The organism is Azospirillum soli, from assembly GCF_017876165.1.
GTDB lineage: Bacteria > Pseudomonadota > Alphaproteobacteria > Azospirillales > Azospirillaceae > Azospirillum > Azospirillum soli.
The window spans coordinates 12,204-34,505 of sequence record NZ_JAGINQ010000003.1; the positions used below are offsets into that span (position 1 = coordinate 12,204).

General features: G+C 67.7%; 21 protein-coding genes. 6 read left to right on the forward strand and 15 right to left on the reverse strand.

The window, feature by feature from the left end; translation table 11 throughout:
* Positions 1-50 precede the first annotated feature (50 nt).
* From J2852_RS05475 to J2852_RS05490, 4 genes are all read right to left on the reverse strand, one after another.
* Positions 51-437, reverse strand: coding sequence for a DUF983 domain-containing protein (locus J2852_RS05475; protein WP_209872166.1), 387 nt, complete (start codon positions 435-437; stop codon positions 51-53).
* Between the two features lie 104 nt (positions 438-541).
* Positions 542-1,765, reverse strand: a complete 1,224-nt coding sequence (gene hemA, locus J2852_RS05480; protein ID WP_209872169.1) for a 5-aminolevulinate synthase — start codon at positions 1,763-1,765, stop codon at positions 542-544.
* A gap of 281 nt (positions 1,766-2,046) precedes the next feature.
* Positions 2,047-3,063 carry a pyridoxal phosphate-dependent aminotransferase gene (locus tag J2852_RS05485; protein ID WP_209872172.1) on the reverse strand — a complete coding sequence of 339 codons (1,017 nt, stop codon included), beginning with the start codon at positions 3,061-3,063 and terminating at the stop codon, positions 2,047-2,049.
* A gap of 122 nt (positions 3,064-3,185) precedes the next feature.
* Positions 3,186-4,346, reverse strand: a complete 1,161-nt coding sequence (locus tag J2852_RS05490; RefSeq protein ID WP_209872175.1) for a phosphoserine transaminase — start codon at positions 4,344-4,346, stop codon at positions 3,186-3,188.
* 435 nt (positions 4,347-4,781) lie between these two features.
* Between J2852_RS05490 and J2852_RS05495 the strand changes: the two genes are divergently transcribed.
* Both J2852_RS05495 and J2852_RS05500 read left to right on the forward strand, forming a co-directional pair.
* Positions 4,782-5,159, forward strand: coding sequence for a CidA/LrgA family protein (locus J2852_RS05495; protein WP_209872178.1), 378 nt, complete (start codon positions 4,782-4,784; stop codon positions 5,157-5,159).
* On the forward strand, positions 5,146-5,859 hold the full coding sequence (locus J2852_RS05500) for an LrgB family protein (RefSeq protein WP_209872181.1): 714 nt from the start codon (positions 5,146-5,148) through the stop codon (positions 5,857-5,859). The genes J2852_RS05495 and J2852_RS05500 overlap by 14 nt, the downstream gene beginning before the upstream one ends.
* A gap of 241 nt (positions 5,860-6,100) precedes the next feature.
* Here J2852_RS05500 and J2852_RS05505 read toward each other — a convergent pair whose 3' ends face one another.
* The 6 genes from J2852_RS05505 to J2852_RS05530 all read right to left on the reverse strand — a co-directional run bounded on the left by J2852_RS05505 (position 6,101) and on the right by J2852_RS05530 (position 13,106).
* Positions 6,101-6,451 (reverse strand): copper-binding protein, encoded by a 351-nt coding sequence (locus J2852_RS05505; protein ID WP_209872184.1) that lies wholly within the window; start codon positions 6,449-6,451, stop codon positions 6,101-6,103.
* Positions 6,430-9,633, reverse strand: a complete 3,204-nt coding sequence (locus tag J2852_RS05510) for an efflux RND transporter permease subunit (protein WP_209872187.1) — start codon at positions 9,631-9,633, stop codon at positions 6,430-6,432. Before J2852_RS05510 ends, J2852_RS05505 begins: the two co-directional genes overlap by 22 nt.
* A 19-nt stretch (positions 9,634-9,652) precedes the next feature.
* Positions 9,653-10,930 (reverse strand): efflux RND transporter periplasmic adaptor subunit, encoded by a 1,278-nt coding sequence (locus J2852_RS05515; protein ID WP_209872190.1) that lies wholly within the window; start codon positions 10,928-10,930, stop codon positions 9,653-9,655.
* A complete protein-coding gene (locus J2852_RS05520; protein WP_209872192.1) occupies positions 10,927-12,198 on the reverse strand; it encodes a TolC family protein in 1,272 nt (423 codons plus the stop codon). Before J2852_RS05520 ends, J2852_RS05515 begins: the two co-directional genes overlap by 4 nt.
* Positions 12,199-12,314: 116 nt before the next feature.
* On the reverse strand, positions 12,315-12,683 hold the full coding sequence (locus J2852_RS05525) for a hypothetical protein (RefSeq protein ID WP_209872195.1): 369 nt from the start codon (positions 12,681-12,683) through the stop codon (positions 12,315-12,317).
* A 159-nt stretch (positions 12,684-12,842) separates the two neighbouring features.
* Positions 12,843-13,106 carry a hypothetical protein gene (locus J2852_RS05530; RefSeq protein WP_209872198.1) on the reverse strand — a complete coding sequence of 88 codons (264 nt, stop codon included), beginning with the start codon at positions 13,104-13,106 and terminating at the stop codon, positions 12,843-12,845.
* 962 nt (positions 13,107-14,068) lie between these two features.
* Between J2852_RS05530 and J2852_RS32495 the strand changes: the two genes are divergently transcribed.
* On the forward strand, positions 14,069-14,188 hold the full coding sequence (locus J2852_RS32495; protein WP_484793075.1) for a hypothetical protein: 120 nt from the start codon (positions 14,069-14,071) through the stop codon (positions 14,186-14,188).
* A 120-nt stretch (positions 14,189-14,308) separates the two neighbouring features.
* On the opposite strand, the gene J2852_RS05535 is transcribed toward J2852_RS32495, so the two are convergent.
* The gene (locus tag J2852_RS05535; RefSeq protein WP_209872202.1) at positions 14,309-14,647 is read right to left on the reverse strand and encodes a hypothetical protein; all 339 of its coding nucleotides are present in this window, start codon (positions 14,645-14,647) and stop codon (positions 14,309-14,311) included.
* 626 nt (positions 14,648-15,273) lie between these two features.
* Between J2852_RS05535 and J2852_RS05540 the strand changes: the two genes are divergently transcribed.
* Complete coding sequence (locus J2852_RS05540) at positions 15,274-15,996, forward strand: response regulator (RefSeq protein ID WP_209873292.1); 723 nt, start codon at positions 15,274-15,276, stop codon at positions 15,994-15,996.
* Positions 15,996-17,336 carry an ATP-binding protein gene (locus J2852_RS05545; protein ID WP_209872205.1) on the forward strand — a complete coding sequence of 447 codons (1,341 nt, stop codon included), beginning with the start codon at positions 15,996-15,998 and terminating at the stop codon, positions 17,334-17,336. The genes J2852_RS05540 and J2852_RS05545 overlap by 1 nt, the downstream gene beginning before the upstream one ends.
* Positions 17,337-17,560: 224 nt before the next feature.
* Here the strand turns inward: J2852_RS05545 and J2852_RS05550 are convergent, their stop codons facing one another.
* From J2852_RS05550 to J2852_RS05565, 4 genes are all read right to left on the reverse strand, one after another.
* Entirely contained in the window at positions 17,561-18,316 is a 756-nt protein-coding gene (locus J2852_RS05550; protein WP_209872208.1) for a copper resistance protein B, read from the reverse strand.
* 13 nt (positions 18,317-18,329) lie between these two features.
* Complete coding sequence (locus J2852_RS05555) at positions 18,330-20,078, reverse strand: copper resistance system multicopper oxidase (RefSeq protein ID WP_209872211.1); 1,749 nt, start codon at positions 20,076-20,078, stop codon at positions 18,330-18,332.
* A gap of 11 nt (positions 20,079-20,089) precedes the next feature.
* Positions 20,090-20,662 (reverse strand): cupredoxin domain-containing protein, encoded by a 573-nt coding sequence (locus tag J2852_RS05560; RefSeq protein WP_209872214.1) that lies wholly within the window; start codon positions 20,660-20,662, stop codon positions 20,090-20,092.
* A 320-nt stretch (positions 20,663-20,982) separates the two neighbouring features.
* Positions 20,983-21,351 carry a hypothetical protein gene (locus tag J2852_RS05565; protein WP_209872217.1) on the reverse strand — a complete coding sequence of 123 codons (369 nt, stop codon included), beginning with the start codon at positions 21,349-21,351 and terminating at the stop codon, positions 20,983-20,985.
* Positions 21,352-21,780: 429 nt separating this feature from the next.
* On the opposite strand from J2852_RS05565, the gene J2852_RS05570 reads away from it, so the two are divergent.
* On the forward strand, positions 21,781-22,212 hold the full coding sequence (locus tag J2852_RS05570) for a hypothetical protein (protein WP_209872220.1): 432 nt from the start codon (positions 21,781-21,783) through the stop codon (positions 22,210-22,212).
* Positions 22,213-22,302: the final 90 nt, after the last annotated feature.

The following is a 22,302-nucleotide window of genomic DNA, read 5'->3' on the forward strand; positions in this document are numbered from 1 at the left end:
GCACGGTGGGTTTGTCCGCTAACGGACGCTGACGTTCTGCCGCATCCGGATCATTGTTCCTTGGCTTGCACCAGGCGTCCTTCTTCGGCTTTGTGCACGTATTGAGAACTTACGATCCATCCCTTGAGTGGCCGCAAAAGGGCCAAACAGCCTCCCAACAACATTGGCAGGGAGGTGATGAGGTGGACCCAAATCGGCGGTTGGTGCTGGATTTCGAGCCAGCCCGCGAACGCCACCACGGGAAAGCTGACAATCGACATGACGAAGAACGCCGGGCCGTCCGCCGGGTCAGCGAAGGACAGGTCAAGCCCACACACGGTGCAGCGCGGGGCCAGATTCAGGTAGCCCTGGAAAATGCTGCCCTGCCCACAGCCCGGACACCGCCCGCGGATGCCTGTCTTGATGGGCGATAGAACGGGATAATGTTGCTCGGTCATTGCGGTTCTCCTTGCCGGCGTCCGATGATCCGCCAAGCGCTTCCGACCACCATCGGGATGAGCGGGGGCGCGACCGGGACTCCGTCCCCGCTCGACGACGCGGGTCACGCCGCACGCTGGCGCACCTGCAGGTCCAGGCGGCTCCACACGTCGAGCATGGCGTCGACGAGGCGGGCCATGTCGGCGTCGCTGTGCAGCGGGGTTGGGGTAAGGCGCAGCCGTTCCAGACCGCGTGGCACGGTCGGGTAGTTGATCGGCTGCACATAGATGTTGTGCCGCTCCAGCAACTCGTCCGAGGCGCGCTTGCAGCGGTGGGCGTCGCCGACCATCACCGGAACGATGTGGCTGGCGCTGGGCATCACCGGCAGGCCAGCCTCGGCCATCAGGCGCTTCAGCGTGGCGGCGCGCTCCTGGTGGCGGTCGCGCTCGGTCTGGCTCTGCTTCAGGTAGCGGATGCTGGCCAGCGCGCCGGCCGCGAGCACCGGCGACAGCGAGGTCGAGAAGATGAAGCCCGCCGCGAAGCTGCGGATGCAGTCCACCAGCGCGGTCGAGCCGGTGATGTAGCCGCCCTGCACGCCGAAGGCCTTGCCCAGCGTGCCCTCAATGATGGTCAGGCGGTCCATGGCGCCGTCGCGCTCGGCCACGCCGGCGCCGCGCGGGCCGTACATGCCGACCGCGTGCACCTCGTCCAGGTAGGTCATCGCGCCGTACTTGTCGGCGACGTCGCACAGGTCATGGATCGGGGCGATGTCGCCGTCCATGGAATAGACGCTCTCGAACGCCACGACCTTGGGCCGGTCCGGGGCGATCTGCGACAGCAGCTCGTCCAGGTGCTTGGGGTCGTTGTGGCGGAAGATGTGCTTCTCGGCGCCGGAATTGCGGATGCCGGTGATCATCGAATTGTGATTCAGCGCGTCGGACAGGATGACGCAGTTCGGCAGCAGCTTGCCCAGCGTGCCCAGCGTCGCGTCGTTCGACACGTAGCCCGAGGTGAACAGCAGCGCCGCTTCCTTGCCGTGCAGGTCGGCCAGCTCACGCTCCAGCAGCACATGGTAGTGGTTGGTGCCGGAGATGTTGCGCGTGCCGCCGGCCCCCGCGCCGACGCCGTCGATGGCGTCGTGCATGGCCTTCAGGACGGCCGGGTTCTGGCCCATGCCGAGATAGTCGTTGGAGCACCAGACCGTGACCTCCCGCTCCTTGCCGGAGGCGTCGCGGTAGGTCGCCTTCGGAAAGTTCCCCGCGTGGCGTTCCAGGTCGGCGAAGACCCGGTAACGGCCATCCTGCTTGAGGGTCGCGATCTGGGTGCGGAAGAAGCTTTCGTACGGCATTGGAGGTCTATCCTTGCCAAGGAGAACGAAGAAGGTTCAGCGCGAGAGGCACCGTGTCGTGACGGGCGGCGGGGCGGTAGGTCTTAAGGGCCCCCGACGGCGAGACACCGACATGGGCGCGATCGTTTCCAACGCTGTTGGCGCGGGCCGATGGATTGACGTTTCAGCGGCCCTTCGTGGCGGCTTGAAACGCCTCACGGACATCGCTTGCCAACAAGCATCCTATTTGTATGGCATCAATAAGCGGATTGCAAGGGTATTGTACGGATTATTGTCTGCGGTCAGGGTGGTGGGAGAAGGGAGTCCAGGGCATTCAGCAGGTGGATGTTTTGATCCGGCCGACCGACCGTCACCCGGAGGGCGTCGCGAAGCCGGTCCTCGTCGAAGTGACGGACCAGGACGCCCTGGGCCTTCAGCCCAGCGTGAAGAGCCGCCGCTCCTCCGTCGATGTGGCTTGGCACATGGCCGAGCAAAAAATTGCCCTGCGAGGGGGGAGAGGGGATGCCGCGCTCCGCGAGTGCGGCGCACAACCGGTCGCGTTCCCCGCGCACCAGCGCCCACGTGGTGGCGGCATCCGCACGGCTTTCCAACGCCGCCGTCGCCAAGCGCTGTGCGATTGCGTCGGTGTTGTAGCTGTCCTTTGTTTTGGTCAGCAAAGGCGCGATCAACGATGCGGCCCCGATGCCATAAGCAAAACGAAGCCCCGCCAGCGAGTAGCCCTTGCTCAGCGTGCGCAGGAGCAGAACGTTGTCGTTGCGGGAGATCAGCGGAAGGCTGTCGTGACACAGGGCGGGATCGACGAAATCAACGTAGGCTTCATCGACCAGCAGCACACCACGGAAGGCGCGGGCGATCACCTCCAGCCGGCCCACGTCGGTCAAGCGACCGCTTGGCGCGTGCGGGTTCACCAGGATGGCCAGCCGTGCATTCGACGAGCACAGGTCCTGGAGAAAGCGGTCCGGCAGCGCCCAATCATCGTCGAGGGGAATGCGCAGTGTGGAACAGCCGTGAATGCCGGCCAGAACCGGATACAGGGAATAGCTTGGCTGGGCGACCGCGATCGGCGTACTTGGCTCCGCAAAGGTCGTGATCGCGAGGCGGAGCAGCTCATCGCCGCCGTTGGTGGCCACGATGTTGTCCGGCTCGACCTTGTGCACGGCCGCGGCGGCATGCCGGAAGGCGCGCGCGGTCGGGTCGGGATACCGTCGGAGCGCGTCGGCGTCGATGCCACGCATCGCCTCGAGCACGGCGGTGCTGGGAGGATAAGGGTTTTCGTTCGTGTTCAGCTTGGCGAACACCGGCGTGTCCGGCTGCTCCCCCGGCACATACGGGGCGAGCTGCCGAATGTTGGCTCGTTCGTAAAACATGGCTGATTCCCGAAGACAATTTCAAACCTGACTCCCAGCCTTGCGCGCACCTGTCACGAGCGCGCGCTGTGAAAGGCCCAATCGAGCCAGGGAAGCAGCGCCTCCATGTCGTCGTTCTCCACCGTGGCACCCGCCCACAGGCGCAGGCCCGGAGGCGCGTCGCGGTAGGAGCCGACGTCGAACGCCGCCCCCTCCTTCTCCAGCAGCGCCGCCAGCGTCTTGGCGAAGTCGGCCTGCGCGGCGGGCGAAAGCCCGTTCACCTCCGGATCGGTGAAGCGCAGGCAGATCGCCGTGCAGGAGCGGATCGCCGGATCGGTGGCCAGGAAGCCGGCCCAGTCGCTTGTCTCCACCCACTCCGCGACGATGCGCAGGTTCTGCTCCGACCGGCGGATCAGGTTCGGCAGGCCGCCGGCCGACAGGGCCCAGCGCAGGCCGTCGATGGCGTCCTCCACGCACAGCATGGACGGGGTGTTGATGGTGTCGCCCTCGAAGATGCCGTCGATCAGCTTGCCGCCCTTGGTCAGGCGGAAGATCTTCGGCAGCGGCCGGTCGGGCTGGAAGGTCTCCAGCCGTTCCACGGCGCGCGGGCTCAGCACCAGCATGCCGTGCGCGGCCTCGCCGCCCAGCACCTTCTGCCAGGACCAGGTCGCCACGTCGATCTTGTGCCACGGAAGGTCCATGGCGAAGGCGGCGGAGGTCGCGTCGCAGATCGACAGGCCCTGCCGGTCGTCCGGGATCCAGTCGGCGTTCGGCACCCGCACGCCCGAGGTCGTGCCGTTCCAGGTGAAGACCACGTCGTGGCTGAAATCGACCTGGGTCAGGTCCGGCAGCTCGCCGTAGGAGGCGGTGAGGATGCGGGCGTTCGCCAGCTTCAGCTGCTTGGTGACGTCGGTCACCCACTCCTTGCCGAAGCTCTCCCAGGCCAGCATGTCGACGCCGCGGGCGCCCAGCATCGACCACAGCGCCATCTCCACGGCGCCGGTGTCCGACGCGGGCACGATGCCGATGCGGTAGTCGCCGGGGATGGCCAGCACGGCGCGGGTCAGGTCGATGACCTCGCGCAGCTTCGCCTTGCCGGGCTTGGAGCGGTGCGAGCGGCCGAGCAGCGCGCCCTCCAGCGCGTCCAGCGACCAGCCGGGCCGCTTGGCGCAGGGGCCGGAGGAAAACAGCGGGTTCGACGGCCGGCGGGCGGGTTTTTGAAGTGCGGAACGCATGGAGCCGATCCTTCCGATGATCGCCAAAGCGCGATGAAGGTTGCGTCGGGGCTGCTGCCTGCCCGATGCCACAGGACCGCCATACGCTGGCTCTGCCCATGGGCACGCTTGTATGGGACAGCGACGACATACACAAGCGGATTGTTCGGCCTTGTATGGATTATTCGCCTCACAAAAATTCCAAAAAACATCATGGTCTCTCGATGATCGCAGGGCCGACCATGACCAATGCGGGAGATGCAAACGCATCAGAATATCCATACACATAAAGCGGTTGCGCGCAAAGTTCTTGGTTTGTATGGTTGTTTCTCCATACAAAGGGCCTGCAATAAGCACGGCGCCCGGCTGTTGAACGCCCGCAAAGGATATCAGCATGCCAGTTCGGCCAAACTTTTCCCCAGTGATGGCGGCGCTCGCGCGGTCGGAAGTGGCGCCATGAGCGCCCTTCAGCCGCTTGCTCTGCTGCTCGTCTGCCAATTAGGGGGCGAACTGATCGTCCGCATCTTGGCCGCGCCTTTGCCCGGCGCGGTGGTCGGCTGCGCCATGCTGTTCGCTCTCCTGCTCGTTCGGGGACGCATGCCCCGTGGCCTGAAGACGATCGCCGAGGGGCTGCTCCGATACCTGCCGGTGATGTTCGTTCCGGCGGGTGTCGGCGTGATGAGCGATGCGCAGCACCTGCGGGACGAGTGGGGAGCGCTTCTCGTCACCTTGGTGCTCAGCACCGCGATCACGATCGCCGCCACGGTTTGGAGCTTCGGCGCCGTCGCCCGCTTGGTGTCGCAACCGCACGAGACGGACCATGAGGCACGCTGACGTCTGGGGCGCTCTGCTCGCCTCCCCGCTGCCATGGCTTACCGCCACTGTCGCTGCTTTTCTGCTGGCCCAAGAGTTCCACAAGCGCTGTGGGGGGCATCCGCTGACCCAGCCAGTCGCGGTGGCGGCGGTGATGCTCGTCGTTTTCCTTCTGGCCACCGGATTTCCCGTGGAAGCCTACACGCAAGGAACGGCTCCTTTGCGCTTCCTGCTGGGCCCGGCGACCGTGGCATTGGCCATTCCGCTCTACGAGCGGCGGCGCCTCATTGCCCACACTTGGCTGCCGCTCGGCGCCTCGCTGGTCGTCGGATGCCTCGTCGCGGTGGTGTCTGTCGTGTGCTTGGCCCGGCTGTTTGGGCTCAGCAACACCATGATCCTGTCGCTGGCGCCAAAGTCGGCCACCATGCCGATCGCCATGGAGGTTTCCCAACAGACGGGGGGCTTGCCGTCGCTGACCATGGTGTTCGTCATGGCAACCGGCGTCGTCGGAACCGCCCTCCTTGGTCCGCTTCACCGCCGTCTGCCTCGTGCCGATTACCGTGGCCTGGGCTTTGCGTTGGGGCTGGCGGCGCATGGCATCGGGGTTGGGCGAGCCTTCCAGATGAACCCCGTGGCGGGCGTCTTCGCCGGGCTTGCGATGGCTCTCAATGGCATTGCGACCGCCGTGCTGACTCCGATGATCCTGACGCTTTTCCGCTGACCCGCGCCGGTGGCACCCCACTCGCCGTCCGCTTCACACCATCCTTTCGCCGTCGGCGAATTGGAGGTTCCGCAGGATGTCCTGGGAATCCGTGTCGACGTCGTCGCCAAGGGCGCGTGGGTGGACGCTTCTCGCTTTGACCGTCGTCCGGGTGGGCATGCCGGTCCTCCATCCGCGCGCCACGGCGCAAGTGTCGCACCGCACCGGTGGGAGCCCGCCGGGCGTTGCGCGATCGATGGGCCTATTTGGCCGGCTTCAGCGAGTCGATCAGGTACATGCCCTTGGCGTCCTTGCCGACCGTGAAGGCGACGGTGTCGCCGGGCTTGATGGCGCCGAGGTCGATCGTCGGGGCGACGCCGAAGTCCATGGTCATCGCCGGCCAACTGAGCGCCGGAATGGGGCCGTGCGTCAGGTTGATGACGTGCTTGTGAGGGTCGACGCTGTTGACCTTGCCCGTGGTGCCGGCTGACGGCTCCGCCGTCTTCGCCGCGGGCACCGGAGCCGCGCCATGGTTGTGCATCTGCGCCTGCGCGGTGCCGACGATTCCCGCAGCGATGGCGGTGGTCGCGATCAGGGTGAGGGTGCGACGCATCGTCCGGTTCCTTCCGTTTCGGTGTGTGAGGGAATGAGGTCGCGATGGGGAGGCTGCGGCGGGGTGTTCGCCTTCCCCACCTCGCGCGCCTTGACCAAGGCGTAGATGGCCGGGATGACCAGCAGGGTGAGCACGGTCGAGGAGATCATGCCGCCGATCATCGGCACGGCGATGCGCTGCATCACCTCCGAACCGGTGCCGGTGCTCCACATGATCGGCAGCAAGCCTGCCATGATGGCGACCACGGTCATCATCTTCGGGCGGACGCGCTCGACGGCGCCCTCCATGATGGCGTCGTAGAGGTCCGCCTTGGTCATGGCCCGGCCCTCGGCGGCCCGTGTGCGTTTCACCGCCTCGAGCGCGTGGTCGAGATAGATGAGCATCACCACGCCGGTCTCGGCCGCCACACCGGCGAGCGCGACGAAACCGACCGCCACCGCGACCGACAGGTTGAAGTCCAGGAACGCCATGTACCAGATGCCGCCGACCAGCGCGAACGGCAGCGACAGCATGACGATCGGCGTCTCGGTGATGCGGCGGAAGTTCAGGTACATCAGCAGGAAGATGATCGCGATGGTCACCGGGATGACGATCTTCAGCTTCTCCGCCGCGCGCTCCATGTACTCGAACTGGCCGCTCCAGGTGACGTAGTAGCCAGCCGGCATCGCCACCTGCTCGGCAACCGCCTTGCGGGCGTCGGCGACGTAGCCGCCGATGTCGCGGTCGCGGATGTCCACGTAGATGTAGGCCGACAGCAGCGCGTTCTCGGTGCGCACCGTCGCCGGCCCCTTGGTCAGCCGCACCGCGGCGAGCTGGCCGAGCGGCACCGCACCCCCCATCTCCGGATGCAGCAGGATGCGGCTGGCGATGGCGTCGGGATCGCTGCGCAGATCGCGCGGGTAGCGGACGTTGACCGAGAAGCGCTCGCGCCCTTCCACGGTGGTCGTCACCATCTCGCCGCCGAGCGCGGTGAGAATGGTGTCCTGCAGATCGCCCACGGTCAGGCCGTAGCGGGCGAGCTGCTCGCGGTTGGGATCGATCTCCAGGTAATAGCCGCCGACGATGCGCTCGGCGTAGGCGCTGGTGGTGCCGGGCACCGCCTTGACCACGGTTTCGATTTCGCGCGCCAGGCGCTCCATCTCCTCCAGGTCCTTGCCGAACACCTTGATGCCGATCGGCGTGCGGATGCCGGTGGACAGCATGTCGGTGCGCGCCTTCAGCGGCATCGTCCAGGCGTTGGAGATGCCGGGCATCTGCAGCGCCGAGTCCATCTCCGCCACCAGCTTGTCGAAGGTCATGCCGTCGCGCCACTGGTCCTTGGGCTTCAGGTTGATGACCGTCTCGAACATCTCGGTCGGCGCCGGGTCGGTGGCGGTGGCGGCGCGGCCGGCCTTGCCGTAGACCGACTCGACCTCCGGGAAGCTCTTGATGATGCGGTCCTGCAGTTGGAGCAGTTCGGCCGCCTTGGTGATCGACAGGCCGGGCAGCGTGCTCGGCATGTAGAGGATCGTGCCCTCGTTGATCGTCGGCATGAACTCGCTGCCCAGCTTGCTCGCCGGCACTACCGACCAGCCCAGCAAACCGACGGCCACCAGAATCGTCAGAATCTTGGCCCGCAGCACCAGCTTGATGAGCGGCCGGTAAGCCCAGATCAGGAAGCGGTTCACCGGGTTCTTGCGCTCGGGGATGATGCGGCCGCGCACGAACAGCAGCATCAGCACCGGCACCAGGGTGATCGACAGGAACGCAGCACCCGCCATGGCGAAGGTTTTGGTGAAGGCCAGCGGCTTGAACAGCCGTCCCTCCTGCGCCTCCAGCGTAAAGACCGGCAGAAACGAGACGGTGATGACCAGCAGGCTGAAGAACAGCGCCGGCCCGACCTCCACCGCCGCGTCGATCAACACCTGGGTGCCCGAGGCCTCGGGCGGCGCGTGCTCAAGGCGCTTGTGAGCGTTCTCGATCATCACGATGGAGGCGTCCACCATGGCGCCGACGGCAATGGCGATGCCGCCCAGGCTCATGATGTTCGAGGTCATGCCCATCCAGTCCATCACGATGATGGCGATGAGCACGCCGACCGGCAGCGTGACGATGGCGACCAGCGCGCTGCGGATGTGCAGCAGGAAGACGATGCAGACGAGCGCGACGATGACGCTTTCCTCGATCAGCGTCACCTTGAGGTTATCGACCGCCCGCTGGATCAGGGTGGAGCGGTCATAGACGCTTTCCACCGTCACGCCGTCCGGCAGCCCGGCCTTCAATTCGCTCAGCTTGTCCTTGACGTTGCGGATCACGTCGAGCGCGTTCTGGCCATAGCGCTGCAGCACGATGCCGCTGACCACCTCGCCCTCGCCGTTCAGTTCGGTGAGGCCGCGCCGCTCGTCCGGGCCAAGCTCGACCCGCGCCACGTCGCGCAGCAGGATCGGCGTGCCGCGGTCGACCTTGAGGACGATCTCCTCGATGTCCGTGGTGCCGCGCAGGTAGCCACGGCCGCGCACCACGTACTCAGTCTCGGCCATCTCGACGACGCGGCCGCCAACGTCCTGGTTGCTCGTGCGGATCGCCTGAGCGACCTTGGTCAGCGGCACGCCGTAGGCCTGGAGCTTCTGCGGGTCGACGACGACCTGATACTGCTGGACGAAACCGCCGACGCTGGCCACCTCGGCCACGCCCTCGGCCTTGGTCAGCTGGTAGCGCAGGTACCAGTCCTGCAGCGTGCGCAACTCCGCCAGGGTGCGGTCCTTGGCGAGCACGACGTACTGGTAGACCCAGCCCACCCCGGTGGCGTCCGGCCCGAGCGTCGGGGTGACGCCGTTGGGCAGCCGCTTGGCGGCGAAGTTCAGGTACTCCAGGACGCGCGAGCGCGCCCAGTAGATGTCGGTGCCGTCCTCGAAGATGATGTAGACGAAGGACGCCCCGAAGAACGAGAAGCCGCGCACCACCTTGGACTTCGGCACGCTGAGCATGGCGGTGGTGAGCGGATAGGTGACCTGGTCCTCGACCACCTGCGGCGCCTGGCCGGGGTAGTCGGTGTAGAGAATGACCTGGACGTCGGAGAGGTCGGGCAGCGCGTCCAGCGGGATGCGCGACACGGAATAGGCGCCGGCCCCGATCAGGAACAGCGTGCTGAGCAGGACCAGCGCGACGTTGCGCGCGGACCAGCGGATGATGGCGGCGATCATGGTGACGGAACTCCCGCCGCTACTGGTGCTGGTGCTGGTGCTGGTCGCCGCCGAAGGCGCCCAGGGCCGCACGCAGGTTGCTTTCCGAATCGATCAGGAAGTTGGCGCGCACGACGACGCGCTCGCCCTCCTGGACCCCGGCTTGGACCTGCACCCAGCCGTCGGCGCGGGCCCCAGCCTTGACCTCGCGCGGCTCGTAGCGGCCCTCGCCGACCTCGACCAGCACGGCCTGCCGCCTGCCGGTGTCGAGCAGCGCCGACTCCGGCACGGCCAGCTCCGCCACGGCGCCGAGGTCAGCGGTCAGCCGCACCGTCGCGTAGAGGTTGGGCTTCAGCAGGCCATCGGCGTTGGGCAGCTCAATGCGCACCTTGCCGGTGCGGCTCTCGGCGGTCAGCGTCGGGTAGACGAAGCTGACCGTGCCGGTGAACGCCTTGCCCGGAAGCGAGTTGACCGTGACCGAGGCCTCCTGGCCCGGCTTGACGAAGCCGAGATCCTGCTCGAACACGTCGGCGATCAGCCAGACGGTGGACAGGTCGGCGACACGGTACAGCGCCTCGCCGGGCATGAAGCGCATGCCCTTCACCGCCCCTTTCTCCAGCACCACGCCGTTGGCCGCCGCGCGGTAGGTGAGCGTCCGCGACGCCTTGCCGGTCTTGCGCAGCCGGTCGATCTCCTCCTCGGGAACGTCAAGGTTGCGCAGGCGCTGCAGCGACGCCTCGGCCAGCCCATCGCCGCCGCCGGCGCGGCGCGCCACCAGATACTCCTGCTGCGCCAGCACCAGCTCGGGGCTGTAGACCTCCATCAACGGCTGGCCCTTGCGCACCGTGGCGCCGGTGGTGTCGACCAGCAGGGTCTCGATCCAGGCCTCGAACTTCGGCGCCACGACGAACAGGCGACGCTCGTCGACCTGAACCGTGCCGACCGCGCGCACCGGCCGGGTGATCGCGCGCCGGCTCACCGCGTCGGTGCGCACGCCCAGCTTCTGCACCTTGTCCGGGCTGATGGTGACGGTCCCGGACAAGGTGTCCTCACCCTCGTAGACGGGGACATAGTCCATCCCCATCGGGTCCTTCTTCGGCACCGGCGAGGTGTCGGGCAGGCCCATGGGGTTGCGGTAGTAGAGGATCTTGCGCGGGCCGGCGGGCTTCGCCGATGCCGGTGCCGCCGCCGGTGCCGGGGCTGGCTGGGCCGCGGGCGGGGCACCATGCCCGGCATGACCGGACTGCGCCCACGCGGGCGTTCCGGCGGCGACGGCGCCGGCCAGCAGAACGGTGAGAAGGGGGATGGCGCGGGTCACAGGTCACCTCCGATCAGGCGCTCGATCTCGGCAAGCCGGATCTGCTCCTCGAACGTCACGTTCACGACTTCGACGATGGCGCGGCGCAGGGTCTGTTCGGCGAGCAGCACGCCGGCAAACTCGTCGCGCGCCAACTCATAGCCGCGCATGGCCGCCTCCAGACCGATCCGCGCCTGCGGCAACGTCGTGCCGCGCAGGAGCCGCTTGCGCTCGGACAGGGCCATCAGAAGGGCGTGCGCCTCGTGCAGTTCGGTGGCCACCTCCAGACGCACCTGATCGAGCTTGGCGCGCGCCGCCCCGGCCATGGACGAAGCCTCGCTCTGCTCGGCCCGCCGCCGCTCGGCGTAAAGCGGGATGTTGACCTCGACCATTGCCTGGTAGGCCTCGAAGCGTCCTTCGCGGCGGATGGCGCCCACCCCCAGCTCAACGTCCGGGTACCAGCTGCGGTCGACGAGCTGGCGGGTCTTATCGGCGGACTCGATCTGGGCCTGGGCGGCGCGGACGGCGGGATAGTCGGCGCGCGCCCGCTCCACCAGGGCCTCCACCGGCAGGGTCTCCAGGGGCGGCACCGGGCGCGGCTGCGGGGCGGCCGGCAGCGGCGTCTCGGGGACGCGGGCGAGCAGGCCGTTGAGGCGCACCTGGGCGCGGTGGCGGTCGGCCTCCATGCGCGCCAGCTCGGCGGTCAGCGTGGCGCGTTCGGCTTCGGCGCCGGTCGCCTCCTGCTGCTTGCCGGGCCCCTGCGCGTAGCGGGCGCGCGACAGGTCGGCCAGCCGCCGCAGCGTGCCGAGCAGCTTGCGGGTCTCGTCGGCCGCCAGATGCGCGGCGTGGTACTCGGCGTAGGCGACCTTGACCCGGTAGGCGAGCTGGTTCTCGATGTCGGCCTGCAGGGCGCGGGCCTTGCGACTGTCCGATTCCGCGATCGCCCGCTTCAGGTCGCGCTTGCCCCACAGCGGGAACATCTGGCGGACTTCATACAGCTCCTCCTCGGCGCGGCGGTTCGGCCAGTAACCGGGCATCCGGCGCGGGAACATGACCTCGGCCTTGAGCTTTGGGTCGTCCAGCGCGCCGGCGGACCCGCCCCGCGCCGTGGCGGCGTCCGCCTCCAACGCCATGGCCTGGGCCTCCGGATTGAGGCGCCGGGCGGCGTCGATGAAGTGGCTGATGGTGCCCTCGCGGTCGGCCGCCAAGGCCACCGCGGGTGTGGCCAGCAGCAGGGCCGCCGCGATGACTGCGGCGAGGGGCTGCGCTGGTGAGCGTTGAGAGTTCATGTCCGAGCCTTGTCGCTGCCCGCCCGCGCGTGGCGCGGGGGTCGGGCAGGTCTTTTCGAGTCACGAGGGAGAGCGAAGCCGCCGGCCGGCGTGCGGCGCGACCGGGTGGCGCGCGGTCACGCCGAAGGCTTCGGAGGGGGAGGCTCAGGGGCGATGAGGCGGGTGCCGGGGCAGTGGGTGTTTCGTCGATCCCATGCCACACGGAGCCCGGCCGGCGCGCGGGTCGCCTCGGCGCGGGCCGGGGCCATCAGACCCGAGCAGCACGGGGCGGCCATGAGCGTCCTGGGGTCGTCCGCGCGTTCGGGGCACGGGGCGCCGGGGACCGCGGTCCGGTCATGGTCGGCAGCCGGGTCGTGGTCGGCGACCAAGGCCGGAAGAGCGGTGGCCGGGCTGGACGCTTGGTGGTCGGCCATGACGGCATGTGCCACCGCACCGCCCACCACGCCAAGCAGCACGGCGAGGGTCAGCGTCAGAACCGTCATCATACGGCGGAACACCCGCATTCCGTCTTCCACGCACCGCGGGACGCCAGGATGGAGCGCCGGGACTGCGACGCATCGCAGAAAAGGTCCGGCGTGCCGGCGTTGATCGAGGTCAACCGCCCCGTCCGGATGCGCCCATCGCCGATCGGCGGGGCTTTGCGATCACCGGCGGTGCTGGTCGCGCATCCAGGCCTCATATTCGAGGTGCGCGTGCGGCGTCCGGGTGCTGGGCGGTTCCTTGGACATCCGCATGTGGGTCGCTGAGTCGTGGATGTGGCAGTCGCTCGTTTTGATCACCTCGGGCGTGCACGCCGGCAGGTCGGGCTTGTCCTTGGTGTCGATCTGCGCTCGGGCGAACGCGGTGCCGCTGAACGCGAGCATGGCAACGCCGGCGGCGGCCAGCATCAGACGATGTGTGGTGTGCATGAGCTGTCTCCTGCGATGGCGGGCGCGGCCGGCGCTTGGACAGCGGGGCTCTGCCGATGCTATCGGTGTACGCCCGGGTCTGTTGCAGAGATGGGGTCGAAATGTAACAAACTGTTACAGCCGCGGTGTCGGCAGGCGCTTTACTGAACCACCGTCAATGCAGAGTCCGTCAAACGCGCCAAAATGCTTTGTCAATGCCTCGCCCGAGCCAAGTCCCCGCGTAGTTTCTCCAACGCCTGCGACGCCATGCCGCGCAATGACTTGGCAATCGCACACCAAAACCTGTCGATGACCACGCATGCCGCAACCGGCGGCCAAGAGGGCTGGACAGGCGGACGATCACCGGCCCGCGCCGACACGGCGGCCTGGGCGTTCGACGGCGTCCTGCCACGACATTGACCTGGCCGGCCGAAGCGACGAGGCGAACAGATGGGCACCGTCCCCGGTTCCTGGGGGCCCCCATCGCCGGCAGCAGGCGGAACAACCCGCCGGAGCGATCTCCTGATCGGCCCGACCGATCCACCAAGCGCGCGGATGACGATTGCGATGGCTGCTATGACCTGCGGCACCTGCGAACATTGAGCAGGCACTTGCCAGTGTGGTGGGGCCGGCGCGCAGACCTTTTCCGCCAAAGCCGCGTCATGAATTGACTGGCGCTTGAAATCTCTCCCTCACGGAACGCGTCGGTGACGGCCTGGAGCTCGGCGATGTCGCGCCAGCGGCGCAAACGCTTTCGGGCAGCTTGGCAAAGAAGCCACACCCTCCACGATGGTCCGCCAAGTCAAACCGTGTGCAAGCTTCTGTTGGCTTTTGGAAGGGTGCCGGTACGGGCGCCCACGAGTTCACCGTCGGAGGTTCACGGTGCACGCCCGTGACATGATCAGCACCCATCCGCCGGTCCGCGGCGACACCAACGACGCGCTGATCCGCGCCATGCTCGACGCCTGCGCCACGCCTCCCGGCTGTGCGCGGGGGAATGCGAGACCCACGCCGCGATGCACGACCACTGCCGCATCCGCGCCGAGGCCGGCCGGAGCTGTGAGGACCCCCGCCGCAAGGCAATGCAGAGCATGAGCCCCTGAGTGGAGAGGGGGCTCAGGCGGCAGGGGAGCACCAAGGGTTGAAGCCCATTGAAGAACCATCACCCCGACCGCAGCGCAGGCGTTCGGCCGCGCTGCGATCGCCACGGTTCGTCCGCGCGGTTACCGGATCGGGTTGTAGAAATCCGGGGTGAAGGCCTGGACGGCACCCACCGACGCGCCGCCCTGGACGGGCTGCCCCATGGCACCGCGTGCAATGTTCAGGTAGGCCTGCGCCTGATCCACTTGGCCCTGCTTAAGCAGTTGCTCGGCAATCACTAGGTTCTGGTCGGCGATCAGGTGCTCCTCGCGGCCGGCGCCACCGTACAGGACCGACCAGTGGGTCGCCTTGGCCTCGCTCACTTGGGCACCCAGAGCCGTCTGGGGATTGGCGAGGGCCGCCCCGGTTCCGAACACCGTGGTCGCAAGCACAGAGATCACCGCAACTTTCCGAATAGACATGATATCCTCCATAACTATTTCCACATCCTGTGGAAGTAGACTTCCCAGACCGGCGCTCGAAACTGCACGCGCCGCCGGTCGATAGGTGGATTTCACCACGCCAAGTTTTCTGTATTGTTGGGAGATGCGTAACGTTTTGTTGCGGCCACACGCGGCACCAATCAACGTTGCCGACAAAGCAATCAGCTTCCTCAGCGATGCACCGCCAAACAACGGTCTTACCGAGAGAGCGCCGCTGCGGGAACCGCGTGATGTCCGAGCGACTGGGGGCTATGGCTATGATGAGGTGCGCTCCTCGCCATGGGGCGGAGATCTGCCGCATAACGGTTTGCCCCAGGGGGCGACGCCGCGGCACGCCGGGCTTGTCCCGTCATCAAAACACAACCGAAAGACTTGGCCTGGGCGGTCACGCCCACGAGCATTGCAGCATCACTCGCATCGCGCCGCTTTGTTCTTGAAAAGAACGCGTCCACGCCATGTTTCAGGATCTTATCGGCTATATTTCGATTTGTAACGGGATCGGACGCGATTTCGCTTATCGGTTTACTCGGCGTTGCGGCGGCGCCATCATGCCGCCGACCGGACCGGCGGCCGCGCGGCAGTCCACCAGCCCCTTTCCGAACGCCATGGACCCCATGCCTCACATCCTCGTCGTCGACGACAACAAGGAAATCCGCGACCTGTTGGGCCGCTTTCTGCGCAAGCACGACCTCAAAGTCACCACCGCGCGCGACGGCTACGAAATGCGCGAGTGCCTGCGCAATGGTCCGGTCGACCTCATCGTCCTGGATCTCATGCTGCCGGGTGATGACGGGCTGAAACTGTGCCGGGAGTTGCGGTCGGAATCGGCCGTTCCGATCATCATGCTGACCGCCATGGGCGAGGAGACGGACCGCATCGTCGGCCTGGAAATGGGCGCCGACGATTACCTCACCAAGCCGTTCAACCCGCGCGAGCTGCTGGCCCGCATCAAGGCGGTGCTGCGCCGTACGACAACGGCGGGCGAGCGCCTGGATCAGCCCAACACCGGCGGCCGCATCCTGCGCTTTGCCGACTGGACGCTCGACCTGGTGCGGCGCGAGTTGCGCTCGCCCGATGGCGCCCTGGTCGAGCTGACGACCGGCGAATACGACCTGCTTGTCGCGTTCGTCGGGAACCCGCAGCGCATCCTCACGCGCGACCACCTGCTCGACGTCACCCGCAGCCGCGCCGCCTCAGCGTTCGATCGCGCGATCGACGTGCAGGTGAGCCGGCTGCGCCGCAAGATCGAGACGGAACCGGAGCAGAGCATGATCAAGACCGTGCGGGGCGCCGGCTACGTCTTCACGGTACCGGTCGAGCGGCTGTGATGCGCTGGCGCCTCCTGCCCGACAGCCTAGCCGGGCGCACCATCGCCGTGATGGTGGCCGGCTTGACGCTCTCGCACGTGGCCAGCATCGGCGCCTATCGCCTCGACCTGCTCAGCCAGTTCGACACGTCGATCGAGCATGAGGCGGTGGAGCGGATCGCCGCGGCGCGCTCGGCCGTGCTCAAGGCGACGCCCGACGAACGCGAACGGACCGCGCATCTGGTGTCCGGACGCCGGCTCGACGTCCATTGGAGCCGCCTCCCCCTGGTCGAAACCACCAGCCCCGACGACCCGACACTCCTGACCTTGCGCGCGCACCTGCACGAGGCCACCCCCGATCAGCGCGATCGGCCGCTCCAACTCGCCTTCGCCGCCGACCCCGATCACCCCGACAAGGCCCACCACATGCTGCTGGTCTCCGCGCAGCTGCCCGACGGGGATTGGCTCAACCTGCGCTACATTCTGGTCGAGCCGGCGCCGAGCACCCCACACGGCCTGCTGCTGTCGACGGCGTTGATGGCCGTGGCCGTGTTCGGGCTGTCCATCCTGCTCATCCGCTCCTCGACCGCCCCCTTGCGCGCCATGGCCCGGGCCGCCGAGCGCCTCGGCGTCGATGTCACCGCCCCGCCGCTTCCGGAGACCGGTCCCAGCGAGGTGCGCCAGGCCGCGCACGCCTTCAACGAGATGCAAAAGTGCATCAAGCGGCTGTTGGCCGACCGCACGCAGATGTTCGCGGCGCTCTCCCACGATCTGCGCACGCTGCTCACCGTGTTGCGCTTGCGCGCCGAGTTCATTGAGGACGAGGAACAGCACGGCAGGATGCTGGCGGACATCGCCGAGATGGAGACGATGATCGCCGCCACCCTGGCCTTTCTGCGCGACGACGGCGTCCAGGAGGAAACCGGGGTGATCGATCTGGCGGTCACGCTGGCCACGATCTGCGACGCGCTGACCGATGCCGGTGGTCACGCGACCTATGCCGGCGCCCGGCACGTGCCGCTGCGCTGCCGCCCGACCACCCTCAAGCGCGCCTTCATGAATCTCGTCGACAACGCCGTCAAATACGGCGCGCGGGCGCGCGTGGTCCTGAGCGCATCCGCCGGCCGCATCCGCGTGGACATCACCGACGAGGGGCCCGGCATTCCGGACGCCGAGATGGACCAGGTGTTCCAGCCGTTCTACCGCGTCGAGCGCTCGCGCAATCGGGAAACGGGCGGGTTCGGCCTCGGACTAACCCTCGCCCGGGGGGCGATCCGTGCGCACGGCGGCGACCTTGAGCTGGCCAACCGCCCCGAAGGCGGGTTGCGGGTGACCGTCGCGCTGCCCTGGGCGGATCATTGAGCCAGCCGGTGGCCGGCTTGGTTTGCGCCGTACGCACCGTTGTGCCCCGTCACGCCAATATCCTGCGGCCAGGGCGACGGCCCACAGCCGCCCCGGCCAGCCAGGGGACACCGCCGCGTCGGCGCCGGCGTCCCGTGCCGTCCTCGGGGGAACGGCGCTGTTGCCTGCGCCGGACCGGGGCGCCGCGAACCGGCCGGTCGCCGGGGCGACCGACCGGTGTGCTCTCAGAACCAAAAACGGACCCCGGCGACAAAGGCCAGATCGCTGGGATCCTCGCCGTGCTGACGCGCGATGTCGGCCGTCTCGCCAAGCTTGCGCTCCCACGTCACGCCGACATAGGGGGCGAACTCCTTGACGACCTCGTACCGCAGCCGCAAGCCGAGTTCGATGTCGTTGATGCCGCGGCCAAGGTGAAGCTCCCGCACGCGCTGCGCGGAAACACTGATCTCGGCCAGGGGCTGGATGACCAGCTTCTGCGTGATGAGCACGTCGTATTCGACCTCGAACCGGGCGCTGACGTTCGCATCCTCGCTCAGGAACGCCTGCGCGGTCACGTCGAAGTAATACGGCGCAACGCCCTTGAACCCGGCCACCGCGTAGGTGGTCTGCGGCTGCGGACGCACGTCATGCCGGACACCGGCCTGGATATCCCAGAATTCGGACACCATACGGCTGTAGAGGAATTGGAACTCCGCCTCCTCCACGGCTCCCTTGACGGGTTTGCTGCCGCGTGAGCTGAACCAGAACTTGTTGGTGTCGCCGCCGACCCAGCCCTCCAGTTCCCAGTCGACCGAGTTTTCGCCGTCCCGCCAGCGGTGCTCGAACTGGTCGACCAGGAGTGTGGCCAGAAGCGGCGGCTCCTCATGGAACTGTTGGGCGTCAGGCGCCTCGGCGGCGCGGGCGGAGCCGGCCGACAGCGCCAGCGAGAGCGCCCCCGCCAGGAACATGGCCTTGTGCAGGCTCATTCTTATCAGTCGCATTCGGTGCTCCGGATCAAAGGCTTGCCGTGCGGCGCTCGACGATGAACCGCGTCATCATGCCCGAGGCCATGTGATAGAGAAGGTGGCAGTGGAACGGCCACTCGCCGGGTTCGTCGGCGGTCAGCTGCACCGACATGGTCTTGCCCGGCGGCACAAGAACGACGTGCTTCCTGGGCAGCCGATCCTTCTGGCCGTTTTCGAGTTCCATGAACATCCCATGCAGGTGCATGGGGTGGGCCATCATGGTCTCGTTCACGAAGCGGATGCGGACACGGTCGCCGTAGGCCACCCGGATCGGATCGCCTTCGTCGAACTTCCGGCCGTTCAGGGTCCAGATGTAGCGCGACATCATCCCGGTCAGGCGCACCTCGATCTCGTGCGCCGGCTCGCGCAGATCCTTGGCCTTCGTCAATGACTTCAGATCGGCGTAGGACAGCGCTTTCGCTCCGGGTGGGGTGCCCGCGTCGGCCCATCCGGTTGCCTGGTCCTTGCTCCCCATCCCGCCAGGATTGTTCATACCCGGCATGGAGCCGTGGTCCATCCCGGCCATGCTGCTGTGATCCATACCCGGCATCGCGCCGTGGTTCATGCCGGCCATGGCGCCGTGGTCCATGCCCGCCATCGCCCCATGATCCATGCCGCCGTGCGCCATGCCACCGTGCGCCATGCCCATGTCGGCCATGGTCAGGACGGCCCGGGGGCGGCGTTCGGGAATCGCGCCTTCCAGGCCATCGCGGACCGCGAGCGTCGCCCGGGCAAAGCCCGTGCGGTCAATCGGTTCGGCGAAGACGGTGAAGGGCTTATCCCCCTGCGGGATCACGACGACGTCGTAGGTCTCACCAACCCCCATGCGGAATTCGTCAACCTTCACCGGCGCGACGTTCTGTCCGTCCGCCGCCACCACGGTCATCGCAAGACCAGGGATGCGGACATCGAAGATCGTCATCGCCGACCCGTTGATGATGCGCAGCCGCACCCGCTCGCCCGGCTTGTAGAGCGCGGTCCAGTTGTCCCGCGGCCCCTTGCCGTTGACCAGGAACTGGTAGCCGGTCACGTCGGCCAAGTCCGTGGCGTCCATGCGCATCTCGGCCCAGTCGAGGCGGTCCGTGACGGTGGCGCCCAAGCCATCCCGCTGGGCATCCCGGAAGAAGTCGACCAGGGTGCGCTTGTTGTTGTTGTAGTAGCCCTCGCTGACCTTGAGCTTGCGCAGCACGGCGTCGGGAGACTCGGTCGTGTGGTCGGAGAGCAGCATGACGTAGTCTTGGTCGGCCCGCACGGGATCGCGCTCGGCTGGCTCGATCACGATGGCGCCGTACATGCCCTCCTGCTCCTGCCCGGCGGAATGGCTGTGGTACCAGTAGGTGCCCGCCTGGCGCAGCTTGAAGTGGTACGTGTAGGTCTCGCCCGGGTGGATCGGGGCGAAGCCGTTGAAGCCGGGGGCGCCGTCCATGACGCCCTGCAGCAGCAGGCCGTGCCAGTGGATCGAGGTCGGCTCGTTCAACCGGTTGGTCACGTGAATGACCACCTCCTGCCCCTCGCGCCAGCGGAGGGTCGGCGCCGGGATCGACCCGCCGATCGCGATCCCGCGGCTCGTGTGGCCGTCGATGGTGATGCGGGTGCGCTCGATCGCGAGGTCGAGCGTCTGGTCGGTGGCGGCAAAACTGATGCGCCCGGGGTAAGCCGTGACGAGGCCCGCCACGCCCGCCGCGCCGGCGAGCTTGAGAGCGTCACGACGGGAGAAGCCGCGCGATGTGGGGTGCATGGTGCCGTTCCTCAGCGCTTGACGTCGATCGTGCCGACCATGCCGGACTCGTAGTGCCCCGGTATGTTGCAGGCGAATTCCAGGGCGGCGTCCTTGGTGAACTTCCAGGTCAGCTCCTTGGTCTCGCCCGGGCCGACCAGCACGCTGTTCGGGTCGTCGTGCTTCATGGAATGGCCCATCCCCGGCATTTTGGAATGGTCCATGTTCATCATCTTCTGGTTCACGCCGGTCGCGGTCAGCATGCCGTGCTCCATCATCATGGCCATCTGCCTTTGATGTTCGGCGTGCATCGCGGCGGTCCCGATGTTGAACTCGTGCAGGAACTCGCCCTTGTTCTTGACGACGAAGCGCACCGTCTCGCCGGCCTTCACCGGGATCGACTCCGGCTTGTAGAAATTATCGCCCATCTCGACCTGCACGGTCCGCTTGGCGGCCGACGCCTTGGCGGGCTCGCCGATCGCGGCGGTGTTGTGGCCATGGCCCGACTCGCCGGCCCCGGCCAGGGCGGCTCCCGAAAACGACAGCAGGCTGGCGCCGGTCAAAAGGGCGGCGGCGATGTTCAGAGTGCGGGTGTTCAGACGCATCGTGAAAGTCCTTGTGTGGCGGCGCGCGATGGCGCCAACGGCGGCCGGGCGCGGCGGGGCGCGCGGCGGTCGGCCGAACGGAAACTGGGAGGTGGTGGGCACCGGCGAACCGACCCGGCCGCCGTGAGGCCGTGGCTCGCCCCACGCGGTGGCGGGGCGGCGACGCGCCCCCGTGACGGTCACTGCCCGCAAGACGCGGACAGCTCGTCTTCGGTCACTGCGTGGTGCTGGTTTTTCGGTCGCCGGTCGTGGCTGTCCGCCCACAGCGGGCGAGACAGCGCAGGACGCCGCACCCCGTGTGAATCACGGGGGCGTCGATGTCACGCGGCGGTTCTGGGGGGACGCCGGAGCGGGGCAACGGCGCGCTCGCGGAGCGGATCATGGGCGACGAGCCGGGCGCCGACGGACGTCCACGCCATAGGGGCCATCTGCGGTGCGGTCGGCTCCACCGCCGTGACGCTGCAGGCCATCGCGCAGCACCCCGTTGCAGGGTGCTTGGTGTGGTCGTGCTGGCCACCGCCGGCAGCGCGTCCCTCTTGGTCGTCACAGGCCACCGCGTCGGCAAAGGCCGCGTCGTGCGCGAACGCCTTCGGGGCAACAGGGGTGGCGAGGCCTCCCCAGGTCAGGAGGAGGCCAATCAACACCGACGCTATGACGCGCGCGAGGCGCATGCCCACCTTCTGCTCCATTGCCCGTCGCTCCGAGGGGCGACCGCCGGAAACATATGGCACCCGCTCTGGCGGCGGCAAGTCAGACTGCGTTTCAAAGTGTAACACCCGCCGGGGGCGCCGCGCGGCGCCGTTCGGTCCGGTGGGCCCGCTGCCCCCGAGCCGCCGCCAACGGCCATCCCGCGCGGCGGGGGTGGCGGCGATGACGCCGCCGGCTGATCCCTCGGTCCGAGCGGCGGTACGCGAGCAGGACAGCGTTATCGGCTCCGACGCGCGCCCAACACGCTCTGGCCGATGCGCGGGCAGCAATTCGTCGCGGTTGGCCACGGCCGCGCACGGAAAGGCCGCCCGCTTGATTGATGAAGATCAATGCGCTTGGCGCGAGGCGGCCTACCGTTGTAAAGGCGCTTCCGCAGACCCAGGTCAAGGAACACCGGATGCCGCACGGGCGTGATCGAGTGCGGCCGCTCGCGGGACGACCAGAACGACGAGGCGATCACCATGTGGCGCGGGGCGGATTTGGCGGTGAGGAGGGTGGTGGTGAGCCTGCTGATGCTGGCCACCCTGCTCGTCTCGGCCGCGCCGGGCCACGCCAGCCTGAAGCCTCACCAGCCTGCCATTGCACCATACGAACACGCTCTGATCGACACGCACGATGACGCCGCCGTGACCAACCCTGGGCATGCGCCGGATCGCTGCACGGATTTTGGCCCGCTCGGCGCTGCCTGCTGCAGTGTGGCTCAATGCGCCACCATGCACGGTGGCCTTCCCGCGACCATGGTCGCGGCGTTCATTCCGCGCCTGGACACCGTCATCCATCTGCCGGCCCTGGCCACGCCGGACGGCATCGGCATCGACCCGGCACTCCGCCCCCCGCTCTGATCCTGTGACGCCACGAGTCCGCCCGCGCCCGTCCTGAGCCCTGGCTCTGTGAAGGACGCCGGTCCCGGCCCTCGTGCGCTTGGCTTTTGC